Genomic DNA, 18,766 nt, shown 5'->3' on the forward strand with positions numbered 1-18,766 from the left:
TGGTGCCGGTCAGGGTACCATCGGTCCGGACCGGCTGTCCACATCGCCCACGGTCGAGCATTGCAGGCGAATCTCGTCGATGACGCCCTGCAGCAGCGCCAGGGCCGTCTCCAGTCGTCCGTGCCAGAGGTGCCAGGCCGCGTGGCCGGCGAAGTAGGCGGCCTGGGCCGGCAGGAGCACCGGCCAGCGCCAGCGCGACCAGTGCCGGCGCAACAGGCGGACGTGGCTGCGGCTCCGCAAGTAGACCTTGCGCGGGCTCGCGGCGCCCAGCGAGGCCGACACCTTGTGCAGCACCACCGCCCGGGGCACGTGCAGCACCGCACCGCCGGCCCGACGCAGACGCAGGCAGTAGTCGGCATCCTCGCCGTAGAAATGGTAGGCCGTGTCGAGCAGGCCGCAGTGCTCCACCGCTTCGCGAGCCAGGAGCAGGGCGCAGCCGGTGCCGTACTCGACGTGGCGGTTGGCCACGGGCAGGCGACCGGCCAGGCGCCGGATGCCCACGTGGCGCACCCAGCCGCTCCAGGTCCCGACCAGTCCCCCGTCGTACCAGGCGCGGCCGGGATCGTCGGCATAGACGATCCGCGGGGTCGCGGCCCAGGCGACGGGGTCGGCGGCCAGGGCCGCGGTCAGCCGTTCGAGGCTGCCCTGCGGGACGATGGTGTCGTTGTTCAGCAGGAGCACCTGGTCCTGGGGCCAGCCCTCGGCGAGCAGCCGCTCGAGCGCCAGGTTGTTGCCCCCGGCCCAGCGCAGGTTCTCGGCGGCCGCGAGGATATCCACCTGCGGATAATGCTTACGGGTGTACGCCACCGAGGTGTCGCTGGAGGCGTTGTCCACCAGCAGCACCCGCAGCCCGGGATAGCCGCTCTCGGTCAACGAGCGCAGGCAGTCCTCGAGCACGTCGCGACCGTTCCAGTTCACCACCACCACGCAGAGCGAGGGCAAAGCGGCAGCGGTCTCAGACACGATCGGACACCCGGTAGCTCGATTCGGGATGCCGCCCGCTCACCATCAGTTCGGCGATCAGACCCAGGCTGACGAACTGCACCGCCAGGACCATCAGCACCAGCGCCAGGATCAGCATGGGCCGCACCCGGAGCGCGTGGCCGGTGGCCCACCAGATCAGGAAATAGAGCGAGATGAGTCCGCCGACCCCGCCGAACAGGGTCCCCACGCGGCCGAAGAAATGCAGCGGCGACGTGCCGCGGGCGTGGAGGAAATAGACGGTCAACAGATCGAGGAATCCGTTGAGGAAGCGATCCCAGCCGTACTTGGTGACACCGTGCTTGCGCGCGTGATGCCGGACCGGCATCTCGGTGACCCGGAACCCGTCCAGGTGGGCCAGCGCCGGCACGTAGCGGTGCATGTCGCCGTAGAGGCGGACCCGGCGAGTCACCTCGCGGCGGTAGGCCTTGAGCCCGCAGTTGAAGTCGTGCAGCGCGAGGCCGCACATCCTGCCCGTGGCCCAGTTGAAGATCTTGCTCGAATTGTTCTTCAGCCAGGAGTCCTTGCGGTCCTGTTTCCAGCCCGAGACCAGATCGTAGCCCTCGTCGAGGCGGGCCAGCAGCGCGGGGATCTCGTCGGGGTCGTCCTGCAGGTCGGCGTCCATGGTGATGAGGCGGGCGCCGGCGGCGGCGGCGAAACCCGCAGCCAGCGCGGCGGCCTTGCCGTAGTTGCGCGCGAAGCGGATCCCGTGGACCCTCTGGTCGGCCGCATGCAAGCGCGTGATGGCGTCCCAGGTTTCGTCGCTGGAGCCGTCGTCGACGATGATCAGTTCCCAGCTGTCGCCGCTCGTCTCCAGCACCGAGCGGACCCGGTCGGTCAGCTCGGGCAGGCTCTCGGCCTCGTTCCAGGCCGGGACCACCACCGAGAGATCGAGGGTCGCTTCAACGTTCACCGGCACGCCTCCTGGCCACGGTCCAGGCCACTTCCTGGGCCAGGCCCTCGCGCAGGCCGACCGTGGGCTCCCATCCCACCAGGGTCCGGGCGCGCGACCCGTCGGCGAAGGTGTGCCGCACGTCGCCCTTGGCAGTCTCCGCGAATCTGAGCTGAGGCCGGGCCTCGGGAGCCTCCGCGGCGAGCAGCTCGGTGAGCAGGTCGAGCGACTCCTCGAGGCTGACCCGGGCGCCGCCCCCGACGTTGAAGACCTGGGTGGTCTCGGGCGCGGCCGCGGCGAGCAGGTTGGCGCGCACCGCGTCGGCCACGAAGGTGAAGTCACGGGTCTGGGCGCCGTCGCCATAGACGGTGAAGGGCTGACCGTCGAGAGCCTTCTCGAGGAAGATGCGGAAGGCCATGTCGGGCCGCTGCCGGGGTCCGTAGACCGTGAAGTAGCGCAGGCTGCTGGTGGGCACGGCGAAGTTGGCGCCGTAGAGCACGCAGAGGTGCTCGGCGGCGAGCTTGCTCACCCCGTAGGGCGACCGCGGCATGGGCAGGTCGTCCTCGCTCACCGGATAGCGCGGCTGATCGCCGTAGACCGAGCTGCTGCTCGAGTAGACCAGCCGGGCCAGTCCCGGCCGCACCCGTTCGCTGCGGCAGGCCTCGAGCAGGCGCTGGGTGGCGAGCACGTTCCAGTCGAGATAGCGGTCGAACTCCTGGCCCCAGCTGGCGCGGACGCCGGCCTGGGCCGCGAGGTGGAAGCACACGCGGGTCCCGGCCAGCAGATCCTCGGCATCGAGATCCCCGAGGGTCGACTCGAGGAAGGTGAACCGCGGGTCGTGCTGGAATCCGGCCAGGTTCTGGCGCTTCTGGGCGGGATCATAATAGTCGTTGAGGCTGTCGACCCCGGTGACCCGACAGTCCAGCGCCAGCAGCGCCTCGCTGAGGTGGCTACCGATGAAGCCGGCGCAGCCGGTGACTACCACCGGGGTTCCGGGAGCCAGCAACTCGCTGGCGGCGGCGGGCAAGCTCGCCCGGAGCGAGTTCCAATCGAGACCGCTCATCGTCCCTCCCCTTCGAGGATGCCGCTGTCGCGGATCTCGTCCTGGAGTCGTTGCTGCTCCTGCTGGCGCGCGCTGGCGCGCAGGCGCTCGAGCTGCTCGCGGAGCACCGGATCGTCCTGGCCGTTGTTCTGGCGCCACAGCTCCACCACCGCCCCGGCGTCGCCCACCGCACCGGCGGCCTCGTGGATGCGGAAGAGGAGGTCGTAGCCCAGGCGCCAGTCCGGTTCGCGAGCGATGCGCTGTTCGAGCCAGGCCACCGCCAGCGGCGAGCGATCCATGGCCACCAGACCACGGACGGCGTTGAGCACCGCCGACTGCTCGATGTCGACCGGTACCTGGTTGTGGATCTCCTCGAGATAGGCCAGGCAGTCCTCGATCCGGCCGTTCTCGAGCAGGAGCGAGGGATAGTACCCGGCGGCCACCAGCGCGCTGTTCGGGTCGAAGCGACGCGCCAGTTCGTAGCAGAGCAGCGCGTCGGCGGTGAGCTGGTCGTATTGCAGGGTGTCGGACGGCGCCACGCCGCCATCGGGCTGGCGCAGCATCTCGGCCCGGGCCAGGTAGGAGAACCCGGCGCGGGCGATGGACGCCGGATAATTGCCCAGCAGGTTGACGGTGCTGCTGTTGCGGTGGACATCCTGGCGGTCGTAGCCGATGAGGTCGAGCAGTGACTCCTTATTCACCGGCAACGGTTCGTCCAAGCCCGTGAGCAGCTCCTCCTTGGGCTGGTCGGCGGCCCAGCCGGCCTGGGCCGCAAAGGCGTCGAGGCGGACCTGGGTATCCCCCGTGGTCAGGGCATCGAAGCGGTAGGCGCCGAGGACGTTGGCCAGCAGGCGCTCGGGATCGGTGGTGGGCATCCCGTCCTCGCTGCGCTTCTCGGTGAGGCGATAGGCCAGCCCTTCCATCTGCAGGAAGGGATAGTAACGGTCCATGTTCTCGCGCGGGATGGTGACCGCGAAGAACACCGGCCGCGGCTCGGCCAGCTTGCGGTTGGTGTCCACGATGTCCTTGACCACGTACTCGCGCACCAGCACCACCACCACCTCGCCGGTGTCGCGATCGCGATAGGCGATGGGCCGCAGCTTGTCGATCTCCTCGTCGCTGTAGGAGAGCGCCACCGGGGTCTCCAGCCGCTTCAGCTGCTTGATGTACCAGGGCAGATTCACCAGCGAGAGGTTGACCACGGTGACATCGCGGCGGAAGTGCTCCACTTCCTGGAGGTACCAGATGGGGAAGGTGTCGTTGTCGCCGTTGGTGAAGACCACCGCGTTCTCGTCGAGGCCGGCGAGGATGTTGTAGGCGTACTCGTAGGCGATGCGGTTATGGCTGCGATCATGGGTGAACCACTTGCGATGGGTGCCCGGCCCCAGACTCCACACCGCGGGCAGCACCGCCAGGATCAACAGGCACCCGGCGGCCACCTTGCTGAGCAGGTCGACGCGGGCCGGTTGCGGCAGGGCCGGCCGTGGGCGCGGACGCGGACCGCCGCGGCGCTCGCCGAAGGCCAAAAGCGAGCCGGCGATCAGCGCGCCGTAGACCCCCAGCACGAACACCCGGTCGGTCGGCGTGGCGAAGAGCGAGAGCAGCCAGGCCCCGGCCAGCCCCAGGGCCAGCATGCCGACCACGAGGCCCAGGCGCCAGGTCCAGGGTCGTTCGGCCCAGGCCGGCGGGGCCGTCTCGCGGCGCTTCGGCGAGGCCAGCTGGTCGAACCGGGGGGCCACCCAGAGGCCCAGGAAGACGGTGCCGAAGAGGTAGAGGCCAAGCCAGCGCGCCTTGGCCTCGGCGCCCACCGCGGCCATGCAGAGCAGGGCGAACACGAAGGCCGCCGCCACGCGATAAACGAGCCCGCCCGGGGCGAAGGGGCGCGACGGCAGACGGCTGGCGGCCTCACGTTCGAGCTGGGCCAGCGAGGATCCCAGCGCACCGCTGGTCCACCGCAGCAATGCCGACGCCCCCAGTCCGATGAAGACGCTGCCGAACAGGAACGCCGCGAAGAAGAAATAGTCGCGCTCGCGGACCTCGTGGTCGGTGAAGTTGAGATAGAGGGTCAGGCCGTCGGCGTTGATGACGTAGGCCAGCAGGAGCAGCCAGACCACGGGACGCGCCCGCCGGACGGTATGCACGGCGCCCAGGAGCATGAGCAGGACCGGCCCCACCAGCACTGAGGCCCGGTCGAGCCAGTCGGCGCGCTGCGGCAGGAACGAGAACTGGCGCAGGAAGAAGTCGTAGTAGTAGCCGAACTGGAAGGCCAGCGGGGCCTGGCGCTCGAGCGGGTTGAGCGGCGGGTACTGTTCGCGCCGGAGGACCGACAGGAGGGTCTGGAAATCCGCGGGGATGGTCTGGTTGATGGCGGGTTCGGGGACGGCGCCGGCCCGGATCATCAGGACCACGTGCACCGACAGGCCCACCAGGAAGAGCAGGAGGCCGTAGAGCGCGAAGGGCCGCAGCAACGGCTCGCCGGGCTCGGCGCGGCCCAGCGCCCGGCGCACGAGCGGCCACACCGTGCGCAACACGCAGGCCAGCGCGTAGAGCACCACCAGGGTCAGCAGCACGCCGCTGTCGGTGATGAAGGTGGTGGAGGCGAGGAAGAGCGCCAGGGCGACCGAGACCAGGGTCAGGTCGAGCACCGGCAGCTGGCGATCGGTGGCGAGCCAGACCATGAAGAAGAACGCCGGATAGACCAGCAGCGAGCCCAGGTGGAACCCCACCCCCAGACCACAGAGGTAGATCAACAGCAGCAGGAGCCAGTCGCTCCGCCGCTCGCTCCGGTACTCGTACCAGAGCAGGCTGACCCAGGTCAGCATGGTCATCATGAAGCCCGCCAGGCCGTAGACCTCGGCCTCGATGGCGTTGTTCCAGAACGTGTCCGAGAAGAGCAGGAAGCCGGCGCCGATGAGGCCGCCGGCGCGGGCGAGCCAGCCGCTGTCGGGGTCGTTGCGGCGCGCCACCCGGGCGATGATCACGTAGACCATCATCACCGCCAGCGCCGAGAACAGCGCGGACATGAAGTTCACCGCCCAGGCGGTGCGCAGCGAGGGCTGGGTGATGTCCGGCTGGCCCAGCACGATGTCGAAGACCCGGCCGACCAGCACGTACAGCGGCGTGCCCGGCTGGTGGGGAACCCCGACGATGTGGCTGGTGGTGACGTACTCGGCGCAGTCCCAGAAATCGATGGTCGGACCGAGGGTGGCGGTATAGACGCCGAGCGCGGCCAGGAACACGGCCAAGGGCAGCCAGGTATCCAGGCGGCGATACCACATGGGAGCCACGTTTTCCCCTTACGTAAACGGCGACGAATGAAGCACTTCAGCGCGTGAAGTTAACACACGCCGAATCGGTCGACAAGCCCGGCGGTGGGGCCGGACAGGGCAGGAATCCCTGGAACCGGCCCCTGGCCAGGAGGTTCCGGGGCGGCGCTGGTCAGTTTCCGGGCGGCTGTTCGGTCGGCGAGGCCGGCGCGACCATGAGACCGCGGCGCTGCCACCAGAGGGCGCCGCCCACGAGGCTGAAAGCCACCATGACGAGGAAGGCCACCATCTCCATGGCCACCACGCCCTCGGAGGACAGGCCGGTGCTGATCAGGAGCGCCCCGGTGACCGTCTCGCGCAGGCCGATGCCATTGATGGTCACCGGCAAGGTCAGGCTGAGCGCCAGCAGGGGGACCAGCACGAGGAGCTGCAGGATCTGCTCGGGTGTGGGCTCGAGGCGCAGGCCCGACGCCACCAGCAGATGCACCGCCAGACGCAGGGCCTGCACTCCAACGCTGAAGCCGAGGAGCCGGCCGAGCCAGGGCAGGCGCTGGCGGTAGACCAAGAATTCGCGGGCCATGAGCTCGGCGCGATCGGCCAGGATCGACAGGTGCAGGGTGCGCAGGGTGCGCTGCACGAAACGCCCGAAACGGCGGCTGATCAGCGCGACCAGGACCACCAGCAGCAAGGCGAGGACCGCAGCCAGCACCCAGACCACCCGGGGCAGATCGATGCCGAGCAGCCGGCAGGCCAGCGCCGCCAGCGCGGCGAAGATGGTCAGCGCGCTGAGACCCACCAGACGGTCGAGCAAGGTGGCGCTGAAGACCGCTGCGGGGCAGCCTTCACGGCGGCCTAGGTCGACGATCTTGTAGGCGTCGCCGCCGATGTTGGCCGGCAGGAAGTTGTTGAAGAAGAGGCCGACGAGGTAGAGGCGGCGCAGCTCGCCTGGCGCGGTGCGCAGCCCGGCGGCCTGCAGCAGCCAGGACCACTGGAGGGCGCCGCCCCAGGCCGAGACGCCGTAGACCAACAGGGCCGCCGCGAGCCAGCCCCAGGCGGGGTCGGTCAGGGCGGCGCGGACCTCGCTCCAGGTCAGCCGTGAGAGCACGAACCAGAGCAGGGCGCCGCTGAGGACCAGCTTGAGGCCGAAGGTGAGCCGGCTGCGGTTCATGGTGCGCTCCGGCTGGCGGCCACGCGCCGGAAGAGCGCGAGCGACTCGTCGATGCACCGCGACCAGCTGAAGGTGCCGGCCCAGGCCCGGGCCGCGTCGCTGTAGCAGGCCCAGAGGTCGCGGTCGTGGAGCAGGCGCAGCGCGGCCTGGGCCATGGCCCGGGGCTCGCCGTAGGGAACGAGCAGGCCGGTCTGGCCGTCGCGCACCGAGTCGCGCAGCCCGGGGCGGTCGCTGGCGATCACCGGCACGCCGCACTGGTTGGCCTCGACCACGGTCAACCCCCAGCCCTCCTTGGGGCTCGGATTGAGGCAGATGTGGGCACGGTGGAGCGTGTCCACCAGCTCGTCCCAGGGCAGGTGGCCCGTGAAGACGACATGGTCGGCGAGGCCGAGCTGGTCGACCAGCCGGCGCAGTCGCGGCTCGTCGGGACCGCGGCCCATGACCAGCATCTCGGCGTCGGGCAGTTCCTCGCGGATGTGGGCGAAGGCCCGGATCGCCACGTCGGTGCTCTTGTAGCGGCGGAGCCGCGACCAGCACACAACCAGCGGCTGTTCGGCGCGGGGCGGCGGCGAGGCCAGCGCGAAGCGCCCGTGCTCGAGCCCGCAGTAGATCACCTCGATGCGTTCGCGCCGCAGGCCGCGGCCGGCCAGGTCCTCGCCGGTGCTGGGGCTGATCACCTCGAACCAGGCGTCCCGGTAGACCGCTGGGATGGGCCACTCCCCCGCCCAGACGTAGGTGGCGGCCAGCGGGTTGGTCTCGCGGTAGACCGTGCGGCCGAAGAGGTGCGGCACGATCGCCACCACCGGCACCTCGCCGGCGTAGAGCGGCGTGTAGAACGGGATCTTGTTGATATCCTCCAGCAGCAGGTCCCAGCGTTCTTGCCGCAGCCGCTGACGCACCACCCAGGGCAGCACGAAGTTGGCCACGCGCCAGTCGCCGTGCCGGCGGATCCGCACCCCGTCGATGGTGTCGCGCGCGGGGGCGCCGGCGTATGCCGCGCAGACCAGCTCGACCTCGTGGCCCGCGGCCACGGCGCCCGCCAGGATGTGGTGCAGGTGCTGTTCGGCGCCGCCCCCGAGGGGATCGTCGATGTCGCGCCAGTTCACCGCGAGGATCTTCACGCCGGGCCCCCGGGCTTGCGGCCGATGACGCCGATGGTCGGCGTGGTGTAGAGCGACAGGCGCCGGCGTCCGAACCAGCCGCGCCAGGCGCGGCCGAGCGCGCCGAAGGGCCAGAGCGGCCGCGGATACTTGGGCAGCCGACGTCCGGTGCGGCGGAGCACCACCTTGCGCAGCGCGCGGTACCAGAGTCCCGGCAGCATCCAGTCGCCATAGCTGCGGACGACCTCGGTGCCGGTCTGGCGCATGAGCCGCTCCAGCTGGGCCACGGTGAACTGGGTCTCCCAGCCGGCGAACCAGCGTCCCGCCTTGATGAGCGCCTGCTTGCCGAGGGTGTAGTAGTGGAAGGTCTGCGGCACGTCGACCACCAGGTGGCCGCCGGGTTTGAGCACGCGCACGTTCTCGCAAAGCAGGTCGAGCGGCGTCCGGAAGTGCTCGAGCAGACCCTGGTGGAAGACCACGTCGAAGGTCTGGTCGGCGAAGGGCATGCGCAGGCCGTCGCCGCAGACCGGCCCGGCGGAGACCTCGGCCTGGTCGGCCGCCTGCCGCGTCAGGTCGAGCGAACCGGCCACGTAGTCGAGGGTCACGACCACGGCGCCGGCGCGGGCCAGGGCCACCGCGTCGCGGCCGGTCCCCGCCCCAACCTCGAGGATCCGCTTGCCGCGCAGGTCGCCCAGCGCGGTGATCTCGCGCACCAGCCGCCCGTCGTTGTCGTAGACGTCGTTTAGGCCGTGGCGTTCGGCCTCCTCCCAGAAATCCTGCCAGTGCCGCGGCGTGGATTCCCTCACGACCCCGGTTCCTCGCGTTCCATGCCGGCCGCCGCGCGGTCGAGCACCCCGTTGACGAACTTCACCGCACCCTCGTCGCAGAACGATCGCGCCAGTTCGCAGGCCTCGTTGATGATCACTCGGTAGGGGACCTCGGGGCTGTGGTTCAGCTCGACCAGACCGATGGTCAGGATCAGCCGCTCGAGGAGGCCGACCCGTTCCAGATCCCAGTTGGCGAGCAGCGGCCCCACCGACTTCTCGAGGGCCGGTCCGTGGTTGATGACCTTGCGCGAGAGCTCGCGCGCGAAGATGGCGGTCTCGTCCGCCGAATCGCGGCGATCGAGCTGCTCGGCGAGACAGTCGGTGAGTGTGCGGTCGCTGAGCCGCGCGGCGTACATCGCCTGCAGCAGCAGCGCTCGTCCCTTGCTGCGCTTGCCCAAAACGTCTCCGATCCTTGGTCGTGAGGGACCGCGTCAGCCCGGGCTGACCGCGGTCGACAGCGGGGATCATGCACCACCGGCCGCGCCGCCGCAAGCCGCGGCGCGGTCGGTGGGGATGGTCGGCTCGCGCTAGCCCTCGTCGATGCGCGTGAAGAGGTCGATCATCTCCAGCGCGGTGAGTGCGGCATCGAACCCCTTGTTGCCGGCCTTGGTTCCCGCCCGCTCGATGGCCTGGTCCAGGGTCTCGGCGGTGACCACGCCGTACACCACGGGAATCTCGGCCTCGAGGCTCACCTGGGCGATGCCCTTGGAGATCTCGCTCGAGACGTAGTGGAAGTGCGGGGTGTCGCCCTGGATCACGCAGCTGAGGCAGATCACCGCGGCGTAGCGCCCGGTCTTGGCGAAGCGCTTGGCGGCCAGCGGCACCTCCCAGGCTCCGGGGACCCAGCAGGTGTCGACCTGTTCGTCGGCGACCCCGTGGCGGCGCAGGCAATCCTGGGCGCCGTCCATGAGCTCGCGGGTGAAGAAGTCGTTGAAACGGCTGGCGACGATGGCGATGCGCGCCTGGCCCGCATCGAACCGACCCTCGAAGTTCTTGCCCATGTCTTCTCCTCGGCCTGCCTGGCGGCTAGGCCCGGTTCTCCTGCCCGGTGTCCTTGAGGTGATCGAGCAGGTGGCCCATGCGATCCTTCTTGGTTGTCAGATAGCGGAGGTTGCGGAGGTTGGGCCGGATCTCCAGCGGCACCCGGTCCTCCACCACGAGGCCATAGCTGTCCAGGCCCACGATCTTGCGCGGATTGTTGGTCATCAGGTACATGCGGCGCACGCCCAGGTCGCGCAGGATCTGGGCGCCGAGGCCGTACTCGCGCAGGTCGGCGGCGAAGCCCAGCTTGTGGTTGGCCTCCACGGTGTCGGCGCCCTCATCCTGCAGGTTGTAGGCCTTGAGCTTGTTGATCAGCCCGATGCCGCGGCCCTCCTGGCGCATGTAGAGCAGGACGCCGCGGCCCGCATCCTCGATGGCGCAGAGCGCGGCCTCGAGCTGTTCGCCGCAGTCGCAGCGCAGGCTGTGGAAGAGGTCGCCGGTCATGCACTCGGAATGCACGCGCACCAGCACCGGCTCGTCGGGAGCGATCTCGCCCTTGACCAGCGCCACGTGCTGGGCGCTGTCGAGGCTGGTCTGGTAGGCGACCATCCGGAAGTGGCCATACCGCGTGGGCATGTCCACCTCCACCGCGCGCTCGACCAGCCGCTCGTGGCTGCGCCGCCAGCGGATCAGTTCGGCGATGGAGACCAGCTTGAGGTCGAACTCGTCGGCGATCTCGCGCAGCCGCGGCAGCCGCGCCATGGTGCCGTCCTCATCCATGATCTCGCAGAGGATGCCGGCGGGGTACAGGCCCGCGGCCGTGCAGAGGTCGACCACGGCCTCGGTGTGGCCGGCACGGCGCAGCACGCCGCCGGTCTGAGCCTCGAGCGGGAAGATGTGGCCGGGACGCGCCAGGTCGTCGGGCCGGGTCGAGGGGTCGATGAAGACCTGGACGGTGCGCGCGCGGTCGGCGGCGCTGATCCCGGTGGTGGTGCCCTCGGCGGCGTCCACCGACACGGTGAAGTGGGTGGTCAGGGCGGCGGTGTTGCGGGCGACCATGGGCTGCAGATCGAGCTGACGCATGCGCTGCTGCGTGGCGGCCAGGCAGACCAGCCCACGTCCGTGCTTGGCCACGAAGTTGATGGCCCCGGCGTCGACCTTCTCCGCGGCCATGATGAAGTCGCCCTCGTTCTCGCGGTCCTCGTCGTCGACCACGATGATGAACTCGCCGTTGCGTAGCGCCGTGAGGGCTTCGTCGATGGTGTCGAGACGCAGGTCTTCGCTCATGCCTTCCCCTTGCGGCCGTAGCCGCGGTCCAGGATGTAGGCCAGAGAGGGCACGCGGCCCGTCCGGTCGGCAGTGTCGGCGGCAGGATCCGGGGTGCCGAGACCGGCAAGGGCCTCGGCGGTGCGTCCGGTGCGCGCGGCCTTCACCAGCACGTCCATCTCCAGGTTCACGGGGTGGCCCGGGCGGACGCGGTCGAAGAAGGTCCAGCGCAGCGAGTGCGGGATGAGGTTGACGGTGAAGCGGTCGGTGTGCGGGCCGGCGTCCACGGTGAGCGAGACGCCGTCCACGGCCACCGACCCCTTGGGCATGAGCCAACGCGCCAGCTCCGGGCCGCAGGACACGGTCATCAGCAGGCTGCCGCTGCGTTGCTGAACGGCCGCGATCTTGCCGACCCCGTCGACGTGCCCCAGCACCAGGTGGCCGTCGAGCGCCTGGCCGGCGCGGAGCGCGGGTTCGAGATGGAGCGGGTCGCCCATCCGCCAGCCGCGCAGCGTGGTGACGCGTCGCGTCTCCACGGCGGCCTCCACCGTGACCACCGGACCGCGCACCGCGGTCACCGTCAGGCAGATGCCGTTGACGGCGAGGCTGTCGCCGACGGCCAGTGTGGACGCGGTGGCGGGCGCCTTGATCTGTAGCCGCGTCAGTTCGCCGCTGCTGGTCTGCCGCCGCAGCGTGCCGATCTCGCGGATCAGGCCGGTGAACACGGGCGCACCTCCTGTCCCTCGCCGACCTGGGCGAGGACCGTGGCGAAGTCGCGGCGGTCCCAGACCGTGCGCAGATCGTCTCCGATCGGTTCGCAGGACGTCAGGTGGAAGCGGGCCGGAGCGGCGGCTGCCTTTGTCGGCCAGCCCGCGCCGCAGCCCACGGTCCGGGGGGCGGTGTACTGGACCCAGCGGTCCACCAGGCCGGCCGCCAGGAACGCGGCCGCCAGGCGGGGGCCGCCCTCGAGCATGATGGTGGACAGGCCGCGCGCGGCGCAGGCGGCCAGCACGCCGGCGGGGTGGACCCCACCGTCGGCGGCCGGGCAGGCCACGGGTTCGGCGCCCATGGGCCACGACTTGCGGGACGGATCGGCATGGAACAGGAGCCAGTGATCGCGGGACAGCGCCGCGCTCCCCTGGCGGCCGGCCACACAGCCGGCCAGCGGCTCGGCCGCCGGACAGTCCGCGTCGGCGCCGAGCAGGCGGGTGTCCAGCCGTGGCCGATCCTGCCGGGCGGTCCCCTGCCCCACCAGCACCAGGTCCATCCAGCGGCGCCGGCGATGCACGTCTCGGCGGGCCGCCTCACCGGTCAGGTAGACGGGATGGCCGGCGGGATCGTCCGGACCGGTGAAGAAACCGTCGAGGCTGGCGGCGGTCTTCAGCTCGACATAGGGATGCTGGAACTGGTCGGTGCAGACGAAGGGCCAGACCAGATCGAGGCACTCGCGGGCCAGCACCCCGACCGTCACCGTCAAGCCCGCGGCCCGGAGCTGTTCGGCCCCGCCGGCGGCCTCGGGATTGGGGTCGCGCATGCCGATCACCACGCGCTCGATTTCCGCGGCGAGGATCGCCTCGGTACAAGGCGGCGTCCGTCCCTGGTGGCGGCACGGTTCGAGGGTGCAGTAGAGCGTGGCGCCACGGGCTGCGCCTCCCGCCGCGGCGAGGGCGACGCGCTCGGCGTGCGCCTGGCCCGCGCCGTGGTGGGCGCCCTGTCCCACCACCTTCCCATCGCGAACGACCACCGCACCCACCGGGGGATTGGGCCAGGGGCGCGCGGGGATGCGCACGGCCAGTGCCAGGGCCTGGCGCAGGTGGCGCCGGTCCAGATCGTTGATCGCGCTGGTCGAGGGCAACGAGGCCTCGGGCATGAAAAAACCCTTCGTGCACCTGGCGCGAAGGGAAAAGCGGGGGTCTTGAGCGAACGTTTTCAGCGAGGCGCACCCCACCACTCCGTCCACACGGCCCCAACTTCTCCCATCCGGACTGTCACCGTCGGCCCCGGAATTCCACCGGATCCTGCCTGTGAAGGCTCGCGGGCTATCACCGCCGGTGGGGAATTGCACCCCGCCCTGAAGTTGGCTCCACCGGTCGCCACGTGAGCGACCCCGACCGGCCAAAGTTAGTTAGCACCCCGTTTTCAGTCAAGGGCAGCCGTGGCACGCCACTCTCCCCGCGAGGGGTGGTGTGGGGAGGGGGGAATCCGTAGCTTCATGTGCGGCGGGTCGGGATCTGGCGGAACTTCCGCACCGATCGCGACCGCTCCCTGGTTCCGGGGACCCATGCGACTCCGGCTGGCCCCATGAGTCGCATTATGGAGCAGCCAGACGTTCGGCCCCCGGCTCCTGTTGTCCCGTTCCCCCCTCGGCTCGCCGCCCTGGCTGGTGGTGGGGCCGTGCGGGAAGTGTGCTTCGCAACACTTCCCGCACGGCCCCACCACCAGCCAGGAAGCGTGGGTTCCGGAGGGCACCCGCGCCAGAGAGAAATACCGCCGCGGCGGAGTGTTACGAAGTTCACTCCGCCGCGGCGGGGTCGTCCTCTCCCCCCCAAGCGGAGAAGAGGGCGTCGCAGAAGGTGTCGGGATCGAAGTCGGCGATGTCGTCGACGGTCTCGCCCATACCCACGTAGCGCACGGGCAGACCGAGACTCTCGGCGATGGCCACGACGATGCCGCCCTTGGCGGTGCCGTCGAGCTTAGTGAGGATGAGCCCCTCCACGGGGATGGTCTCGGCGAAGACGCGGGCCTGGGCCAGGCCGTTCTGGCCGGTGTTGGCATCGACCACCAGGAGCGTCTCGGGGTCGCGGCCGGTGCGGCGCCGGATGACGCGGGCCACCTTGGCGAGCTCGTCCATGAGGCTGGTCTTGGTGTGGAGGCGACCGGCGGTGTCGACGATCACCGTGTCGCAGCCGCGGGCCACCGCGGCGTTGATGGCGTCGAAGGTCACGGCGGCGGGGTCGGCGTTCTGACCCTGGGATACGCAGGGCGCGCCGATGCGCTCGGCCCAGACCGAAAGCTGCTCCACGGCGGCGGCCCGGAAGGTGTCGCCCGCGGCGAGGAGCACCCGCTGGCCCTGCTGCATGAGCAGGTGGGCCAGCTTGGCGATGCTCGTGGTCTTGCCGGTGCCGTTGACGCCCACCACGAAGATCACACGCACATCGGCGTGATCATCGGCCACAGTCTCGACGGCGATCTCGCCACCCTTGCCCTTGCGCTTCTTCTTCTTCCCGCCCGTCTCGAGCGCGTCCTCCCAGGTGGGCGGATGCACCTTGGGCCTGGCCTCGGTGAGGATCGCCTTGACGTCGTGGCGGATCACGCCGAGCACCGACTCGAGGGTGGCCTCGCCGCCCTCCTCGCGCAGGCGCGACTCGATGCTGCGGGTGATGCGCACCGCCGACTGCACGCCCATGTCGGCGGTGATCAGCAGCTCCTCGATCTCGTCCAGCGTGTCTTCGTCGAGCTTGACCCCGCCGCCGAGCAGGCGCTGCAGCCCGCCGACGAAGTTGTTGCGCGTCTTCCGCAGTCCGGTGCGGAACCGTTCGAACAGGCCCATTACTCCTGCGCCTCCAGCGTGTTGTCGACCTGCTCGCGGCGCAACGCGATGGCGCCGGCCAGTTCCTGGTCGCTGCGGGTCTCGGCCACGTCGTTGAAGCTCACCGAGACGATGCTCGAGCACCCCTTCTCCATCATGGTCACGCCGTACAGATGGTTGGCCGTCTCCATGGTCAGCTTGTTGTGCGTGATCACCAGGAACTGGGTGTTCCGCGAGAACTCGCGCAGCATGTTCACGAAGCGGCCGATGTTGGTGTCATCGAGCGGCGCGTCGGCCTCGTCGAGGAGGCAGAACGGCGACGGCTTGACCAGGTAGACCGCGAAGAGGATCGACAGCGCGGTGAGGCAGCGCTCGCCGCCCGAGAGCAGCGACACGTGGTCGATGACCTTGCCCGTGGGCTGCGCCGTGATCAGGATGTTGCTCTCGAGCGGGTCGTCGGTGCGCAGGAGCTGCAAGTCGGCGCGGCCGCCCTTGAACAGGGTCTGGAACACCGCGACGTAGTTGCGGCGTACCTCCTCGAAGGTGTCGGCGAAGAGCTTGCGCGCGGTGCGGTTGATCTCGGCGATGGCCTTCTCCAGATCCTCCTTCGCCTTGGCCACGTCGCTGCGCTGGCCCTCGAGAAAGTCTAGGCGCTCCTTCTTGGTCTCGTACTCCTCGAGCGCCAGGTGGTTGATGGGGCCGAGGCCGGCGAGCTTCTGACGGTTGCTCTCGAGCAGCGCCTCGGCCTGTTCGGTCTGGAACACGCCGCCCTCGCGCTCCAGCTCGCGCGGCAGGTCGTCCTCGACGATGGCGGCGATCAGCTGGGCGAACGATCCGGAATACTGCTCCTCCACCCGCTCCTCGAGGTTGTTGCGGCGCAGGTCGAGGGTCGCCAGCTCGGTCTCGAGCTGGTGGATCTGATCGCGGCAGCCCGACCGCTGCTCCTCGATGGCCTTGATGCGGTCGTGCCACTGGTCGGTGTCGTGGCGCAGCTGCTGGATGGCCTCGGCGGCGTTGCGCACGATCTGCCGCCGGCGCTCGCGCTCCTGGAAGGCGCTGACGAGCGTCTCCTTGCGCGCGGCCAGCTCCTCGGAGAGCTTGACCTCCTCGCGGCGCCCGTGCTCTGCCTCGTCGCGGAGCCGCTCGGCACGGCCGGCCAGCTCGGCCACGTTGGCGCGCATGTGGCTGAGCGCGGTCTCGGTCTCGCGGCACTCGCCCTCGCGCCGCTGCTGCATCAAGCGGAGCTCCTCGTAGGCGTAGCGCAGCTCGTCGCGACGGGCCTCGCTCTCCTGGACCCTCGTCCGCAGCTCGTCGCGCTTCAGCGTGCTGTCGCTGCGCTGGCGACCGGTCTCGGCGAGGCTGCCGGCCAGCTCGTCCTCGTCGGCCTGCAGCCGCGCGACCTCCTCGCCCAGGCGGACCCGCTCGGCGCCCATCTCCTCGCGCCGCTCATCGGCGGTGCGCAGCCGGTCCTCGACCTGGGCCAGCGCCACCTGCACCTGCTGCAGCTCGCCGTCGAGCGTGCCCAGGTCCTCGCGCCCTTGCTGGAGCAGGCCGCGCATCTCCTCGCGCCGGGCCCTGTTGGCGGCGAGCTTCTCGCGGGCGGCCTCGACCTTGCCCTCGAGCTGGACCACCTCACCCTGGAGCTGGTCCAGCTTCTCGCCGCGACCGAGCACGCTGATCTCGCCGCGTTCGCCGGCGCCGCCACGCAGCAGGCCGTCGCTGGTCACCAGGAGCCCGCTGCGGCTCAGGCAGTAGACCGGCGGCTCGCCCGCGGCCGACAGCGCTGCGGCTACCGCGGCATCGTCGTCGGCGAAGAGGTAGGTCCTCGCCAGCAGTCGTTGCAGATGCGGCAGCTCGGCAACGTCGCCGCGGACAGCCTCCCCCGCCGCGCGCCCGCCGGCAGGTGGCTGGGCAACGGCGGGCAGCTGCTCGCCGGTGGGGCAGAGGAAGGCGGCCTGACCCAGCCCGCCGTCTTGCAGCTCGCGCGCCAGCGCGGCCGCGGTGCGGGGCAGATCCACCACCACCGCATCGAGCATCTCGCCCAGCAGGGTCTCGAAGGCGTCGGTCCAGGCGTCCTCCACCTGCAGCCGGTCGGCCAGGCCGCCGCGCACCGCGGCGTCGTCGCCGTGGCTGGTCAACACATGCCGCGCGCCCTTGCCGTAACCCTCGTAGTTCTCCTGCAGTCTCTGGAGCAATTCGAGACGACCGGCGGCGGCCTCGCGCCGGCCGGTGGCCGCCGAGATCTCCTGCTGGATGTCCTGAGCGCCCACGTCCAGGTCGGTGACCTGGCGCTCGGTGGTCGCCAGGTGTTCGAGCAGTTCACGACGCCGTTGCGCCAGCCCGTCGCGGCGCTCCTGGTTCTCCGCCCGCCGCGTGGTGGCCAGCTCGGCCTCGCGCACCAGCTCGGCTTCCTCGTCCTCGAGGAGGTTCAGGCGTTCCTGCCGGTTCTCGCGCTTGATCTGCAACTCGCGCAGGCGGCTCTTGCTCGCCGCATCGTTCTCGATGAACTGGAGGTTGAGCTGGACCGCCTCCTCGAGCGACGCGCGGTCGTCCGCCAGCTGGCTCTCCAGCACCTGCAGTTCCTCGGCCTGGGTGGCCAGCTGCTCGCCGCCGCCCTCGACCTCGGTGCGCAGCTCGCGCAGCCGCGTCTCCAGTGCCACGATCTGGGCCTGGACCTCGGTGCCTCGTTGCCGGGCCTCGCTGCTCGCGCCGGTGGCCTCCTCGGCGCGGCGCTGGAACTCCTCGATGCGCTGCTCGAGCACCACCACCTGGCGCTCGCTCTCCTGCAGCTCCTCCTCGAAGACCTGCAACGCCTCCTCGAGCTGGCGCCGCTCGGCCTCGCGCTCGTCCACCAGCGGCCGCTGCTGTTCGATCCGGGCGCGCAGTTCGTTCAGCTCGCCGCTGTCGGTCTCGGCCACGGTCCGCAGTTCCTCGGTGCGCTCCTTGATCTCCACCTCACGGTGATCGAGGGCCTCGCGCCGCCGGCGGGCCAGGCTGAGATCCAGCGCGCGGATCTCGCCGAACAACCGCTTGTGTCGGCGCGCCTTGCCCACCTGGCGCTGCAACGAGCGGACCTCGCGGCCGATCTCCTCGATGATGTCGTCGAGGCGCAGCAGGTCCTGGCTGGTACGGTCGAGCTTGCGCTGGGTCTCCTTGCGGCGCGCCTTGTACTTGGTGATCCCCGACCCCTCTTCCAGCAGCCGCCGCAGCTCCTGGTTGTTCTCGTTGAGGATCTGCTTGATCATCGACTCCTCGATGATCGAGTAGCTGGTGTTGTTGACGCCCGAATCCCAGAGCAGGTCGCGCAAATCCTTCAGCCGGCAGGCGGAACCGTTGAGGAAGTAGTCGCTGGTGCCGTCACGGGTCACCCGGCGCTTGATCGCCACTTCCTCGAACTCGACGGGCAGGCGGCCGTCGTCGTTGTCGAAGGTCAGCGTGACCTCGGCCAGGCCCACGGGCTTGCGCTTGGTGGTGCCCTTGAAGATGACATCGTCCATCTTGCCGCCGCGCAGATTCTTGGCCGACTGCTCGCCCAGCACCCAGCGCACGGCGTCCACCACGTTGCTCTTGCCGCAACCGTTGGGGCCGAGAATGGCCGTGATGCCCTCGTCGAAGTCGAGAACCGTGCGGTCGACGAACGATTTGAAGCCCTGCAGTTCGATACGCTTGAGTTTCACGAAACGGATCCTTCCGCGATCTCGCCGACGTGCCGGA

At 70.1% G+C, this 18,766-nt stretch carries 14 protein-coding genes and 1 riboswitch; all 14 genes read right to left on the bottom strand.

The window, feature by feature from the left end:
• Nucleotides 1-9 precede the first annotated feature (9 nt).
• Nucleotides 10-963 carry a glycosyltransferase family 2 protein gene (locus tag IFSED24_RS06630; protein WP_491334433.1) on the bottom strand — a complete coding sequence of 318 codons (954 nt, stop codon included), beginning with the start codon at nt 961-963 and terminating at the stop codon, nt 10-12.
• Nucleotides 956-1,894 (bottom strand): glycosyltransferase family 2 protein, encoded by a 939-nt coding sequence (locus IFSED24_RS06635; protein ID WP_491334434.1) that lies wholly within the window; start codon nt 1,892-1,894, stop codon nt 956-958. The genes IFSED24_RS06630 and IFSED24_RS06635 overlap by 8 nt, the downstream gene beginning before the upstream one ends.
• Entirely contained in the window at nt 1,884-2,936 is a 1,053-nt protein-coding gene (locus tag IFSED24_RS06640) for an NAD-dependent epimerase/dehydratase family protein (RefSeq protein WP_491334435.1), read from the bottom strand. The genes IFSED24_RS06635 and IFSED24_RS06640 overlap by 11 nt, the downstream gene beginning before the upstream one ends.
• Nucleotides 2,933-6,193, bottom strand: coding sequence for a glycosyltransferase family 117 protein (locus IFSED24_RS06645; protein ID WP_491334436.1), 3,261 nt, complete (start codon nt 6,191-6,193; stop codon nt 2,933-2,935). Before IFSED24_RS06645 ends, IFSED24_RS06640 begins: the two co-directional genes overlap by 4 nt.
• Nucleotides 6,194-6,353: 160 nt before the next feature.
• The gene (locus IFSED24_RS06650; protein ID WP_491334437.1) at nt 6,354-7,349 is read right to left on the bottom strand and encodes a lysylphosphatidylglycerol synthase transmembrane domain-containing protein; all 996 of its coding nucleotides are present in this window, start codon (nt 7,347-7,349) and stop codon (nt 6,354-6,356) included.
• Nucleotides 7,346-8,470 carry a glycosyltransferase family 4 protein gene (locus IFSED24_RS06655; RefSeq protein WP_491334438.1) on the bottom strand — a complete coding sequence of 375 codons (1,125 nt, stop codon included), beginning with the start codon at nt 8,468-8,470 and terminating at the stop codon, nt 7,346-7,348. The genes IFSED24_RS06650 and IFSED24_RS06655 overlap by 4 nt, the downstream gene beginning before the upstream one ends.
• Nucleotides 8,467-9,255 (bottom strand): class I SAM-dependent methyltransferase, encoded by a 789-nt coding sequence (locus IFSED24_RS06660; protein ID WP_491334439.1) that lies wholly within the window; start codon nt 9,253-9,255, stop codon nt 8,467-8,469. The genes IFSED24_RS06655 and IFSED24_RS06660 overlap by 4 nt, the downstream gene beginning before the upstream one ends.
• On the bottom strand, nt 9,252-9,674 hold the full coding sequence (gene nusB, locus IFSED24_RS06665) for a transcription antitermination factor NusB (RefSeq protein ID WP_491334440.1): 423 nt from the start codon (nt 9,672-9,674) through the stop codon (nt 9,252-9,254). The genes IFSED24_RS06660 and nusB overlap by 4 nt, the downstream gene beginning before the upstream one ends.
• A gap of 129 nt (nt 9,675-9,803) precedes the next feature.
• Nucleotides 9,804-10,277 carry a 6,7-dimethyl-8-ribityllumazine synthase gene (ribH, locus tag IFSED24_RS06670; RefSeq protein ID WP_491334441.1) on the bottom strand — a complete coding sequence of 158 codons (474 nt, stop codon included), beginning with the start codon at nt 10,275-10,277 and terminating at the stop codon, nt 9,804-9,806.
• Nucleotides 10,278-10,302: 25 nt separating this feature from the next.
• Nucleotides 10,303-11,544, bottom strand: a complete 1,242-nt coding sequence (locus IFSED24_RS06675) for a bifunctional 3,4-dihydroxy-2-butanone-4-phosphate synthase/GTP cyclohydrolase II (protein ID WP_491334442.1) — start codon at nt 11,542-11,544, stop codon at nt 10,303-10,305.
• Nucleotides 11,541-12,248, bottom strand: a complete 708-nt coding sequence (locus IFSED24_RS06680) for a riboflavin synthase (protein ID WP_491334443.1) — start codon at nt 12,246-12,248, stop codon at nt 11,541-11,543. The genes IFSED24_RS06675 and IFSED24_RS06680 overlap by 4 nt, the downstream gene beginning before the upstream one ends.
• Nucleotides 12,233-13,393, bottom strand: coding sequence for a bifunctional diaminohydroxyphosphoribosylaminopyrimidine deaminase/5-amino-6-(5-phosphoribosylamino)uracil reductase RibD (ribD, locus tag IFSED24_RS06685; protein ID WP_491334444.1), 1,161 nt, complete (start codon nt 13,391-13,393; stop codon nt 12,233-12,235). Before ribD ends, IFSED24_RS06680 begins: the two co-directional genes overlap by 16 nt.
• A gap of 94 nt (nt 13,394-13,487) precedes the next feature.
• Nucleotides 13,488-13,606, bottom strand: a riboswitch (FMN riboswitch).
• A gap of 429 nt (nt 13,607-14,035) precedes the next feature.
• Entirely contained in the window at nt 14,036-15,073 is a 1,038-nt protein-coding gene (gene ftsY, locus IFSED24_RS06690; protein ID WP_491334445.1) for a signal recognition particle-docking protein FtsY, read from the bottom strand.
• Nucleotides 15,073-18,729: a chromosome segregation protein SMC gene (gene smc / locus IFSED24_RS06695; RefSeq protein WP_491334446.1), complete on the bottom strand. Its 3,657-nt coding sequence runs from the start codon at nt 18,727-18,729 to the stop codon at nt 15,073-15,075. Before smc ends, ftsY begins: the two co-directional genes overlap by 1 nt.
• Between the last annotated feature and the right edge of the window lie 37 nt (nt 18,730-18,766).

The sequence above is a fragment of the Candidatus Latescibacter sp. IFSED24 genome (assembly GCF_058273205.1).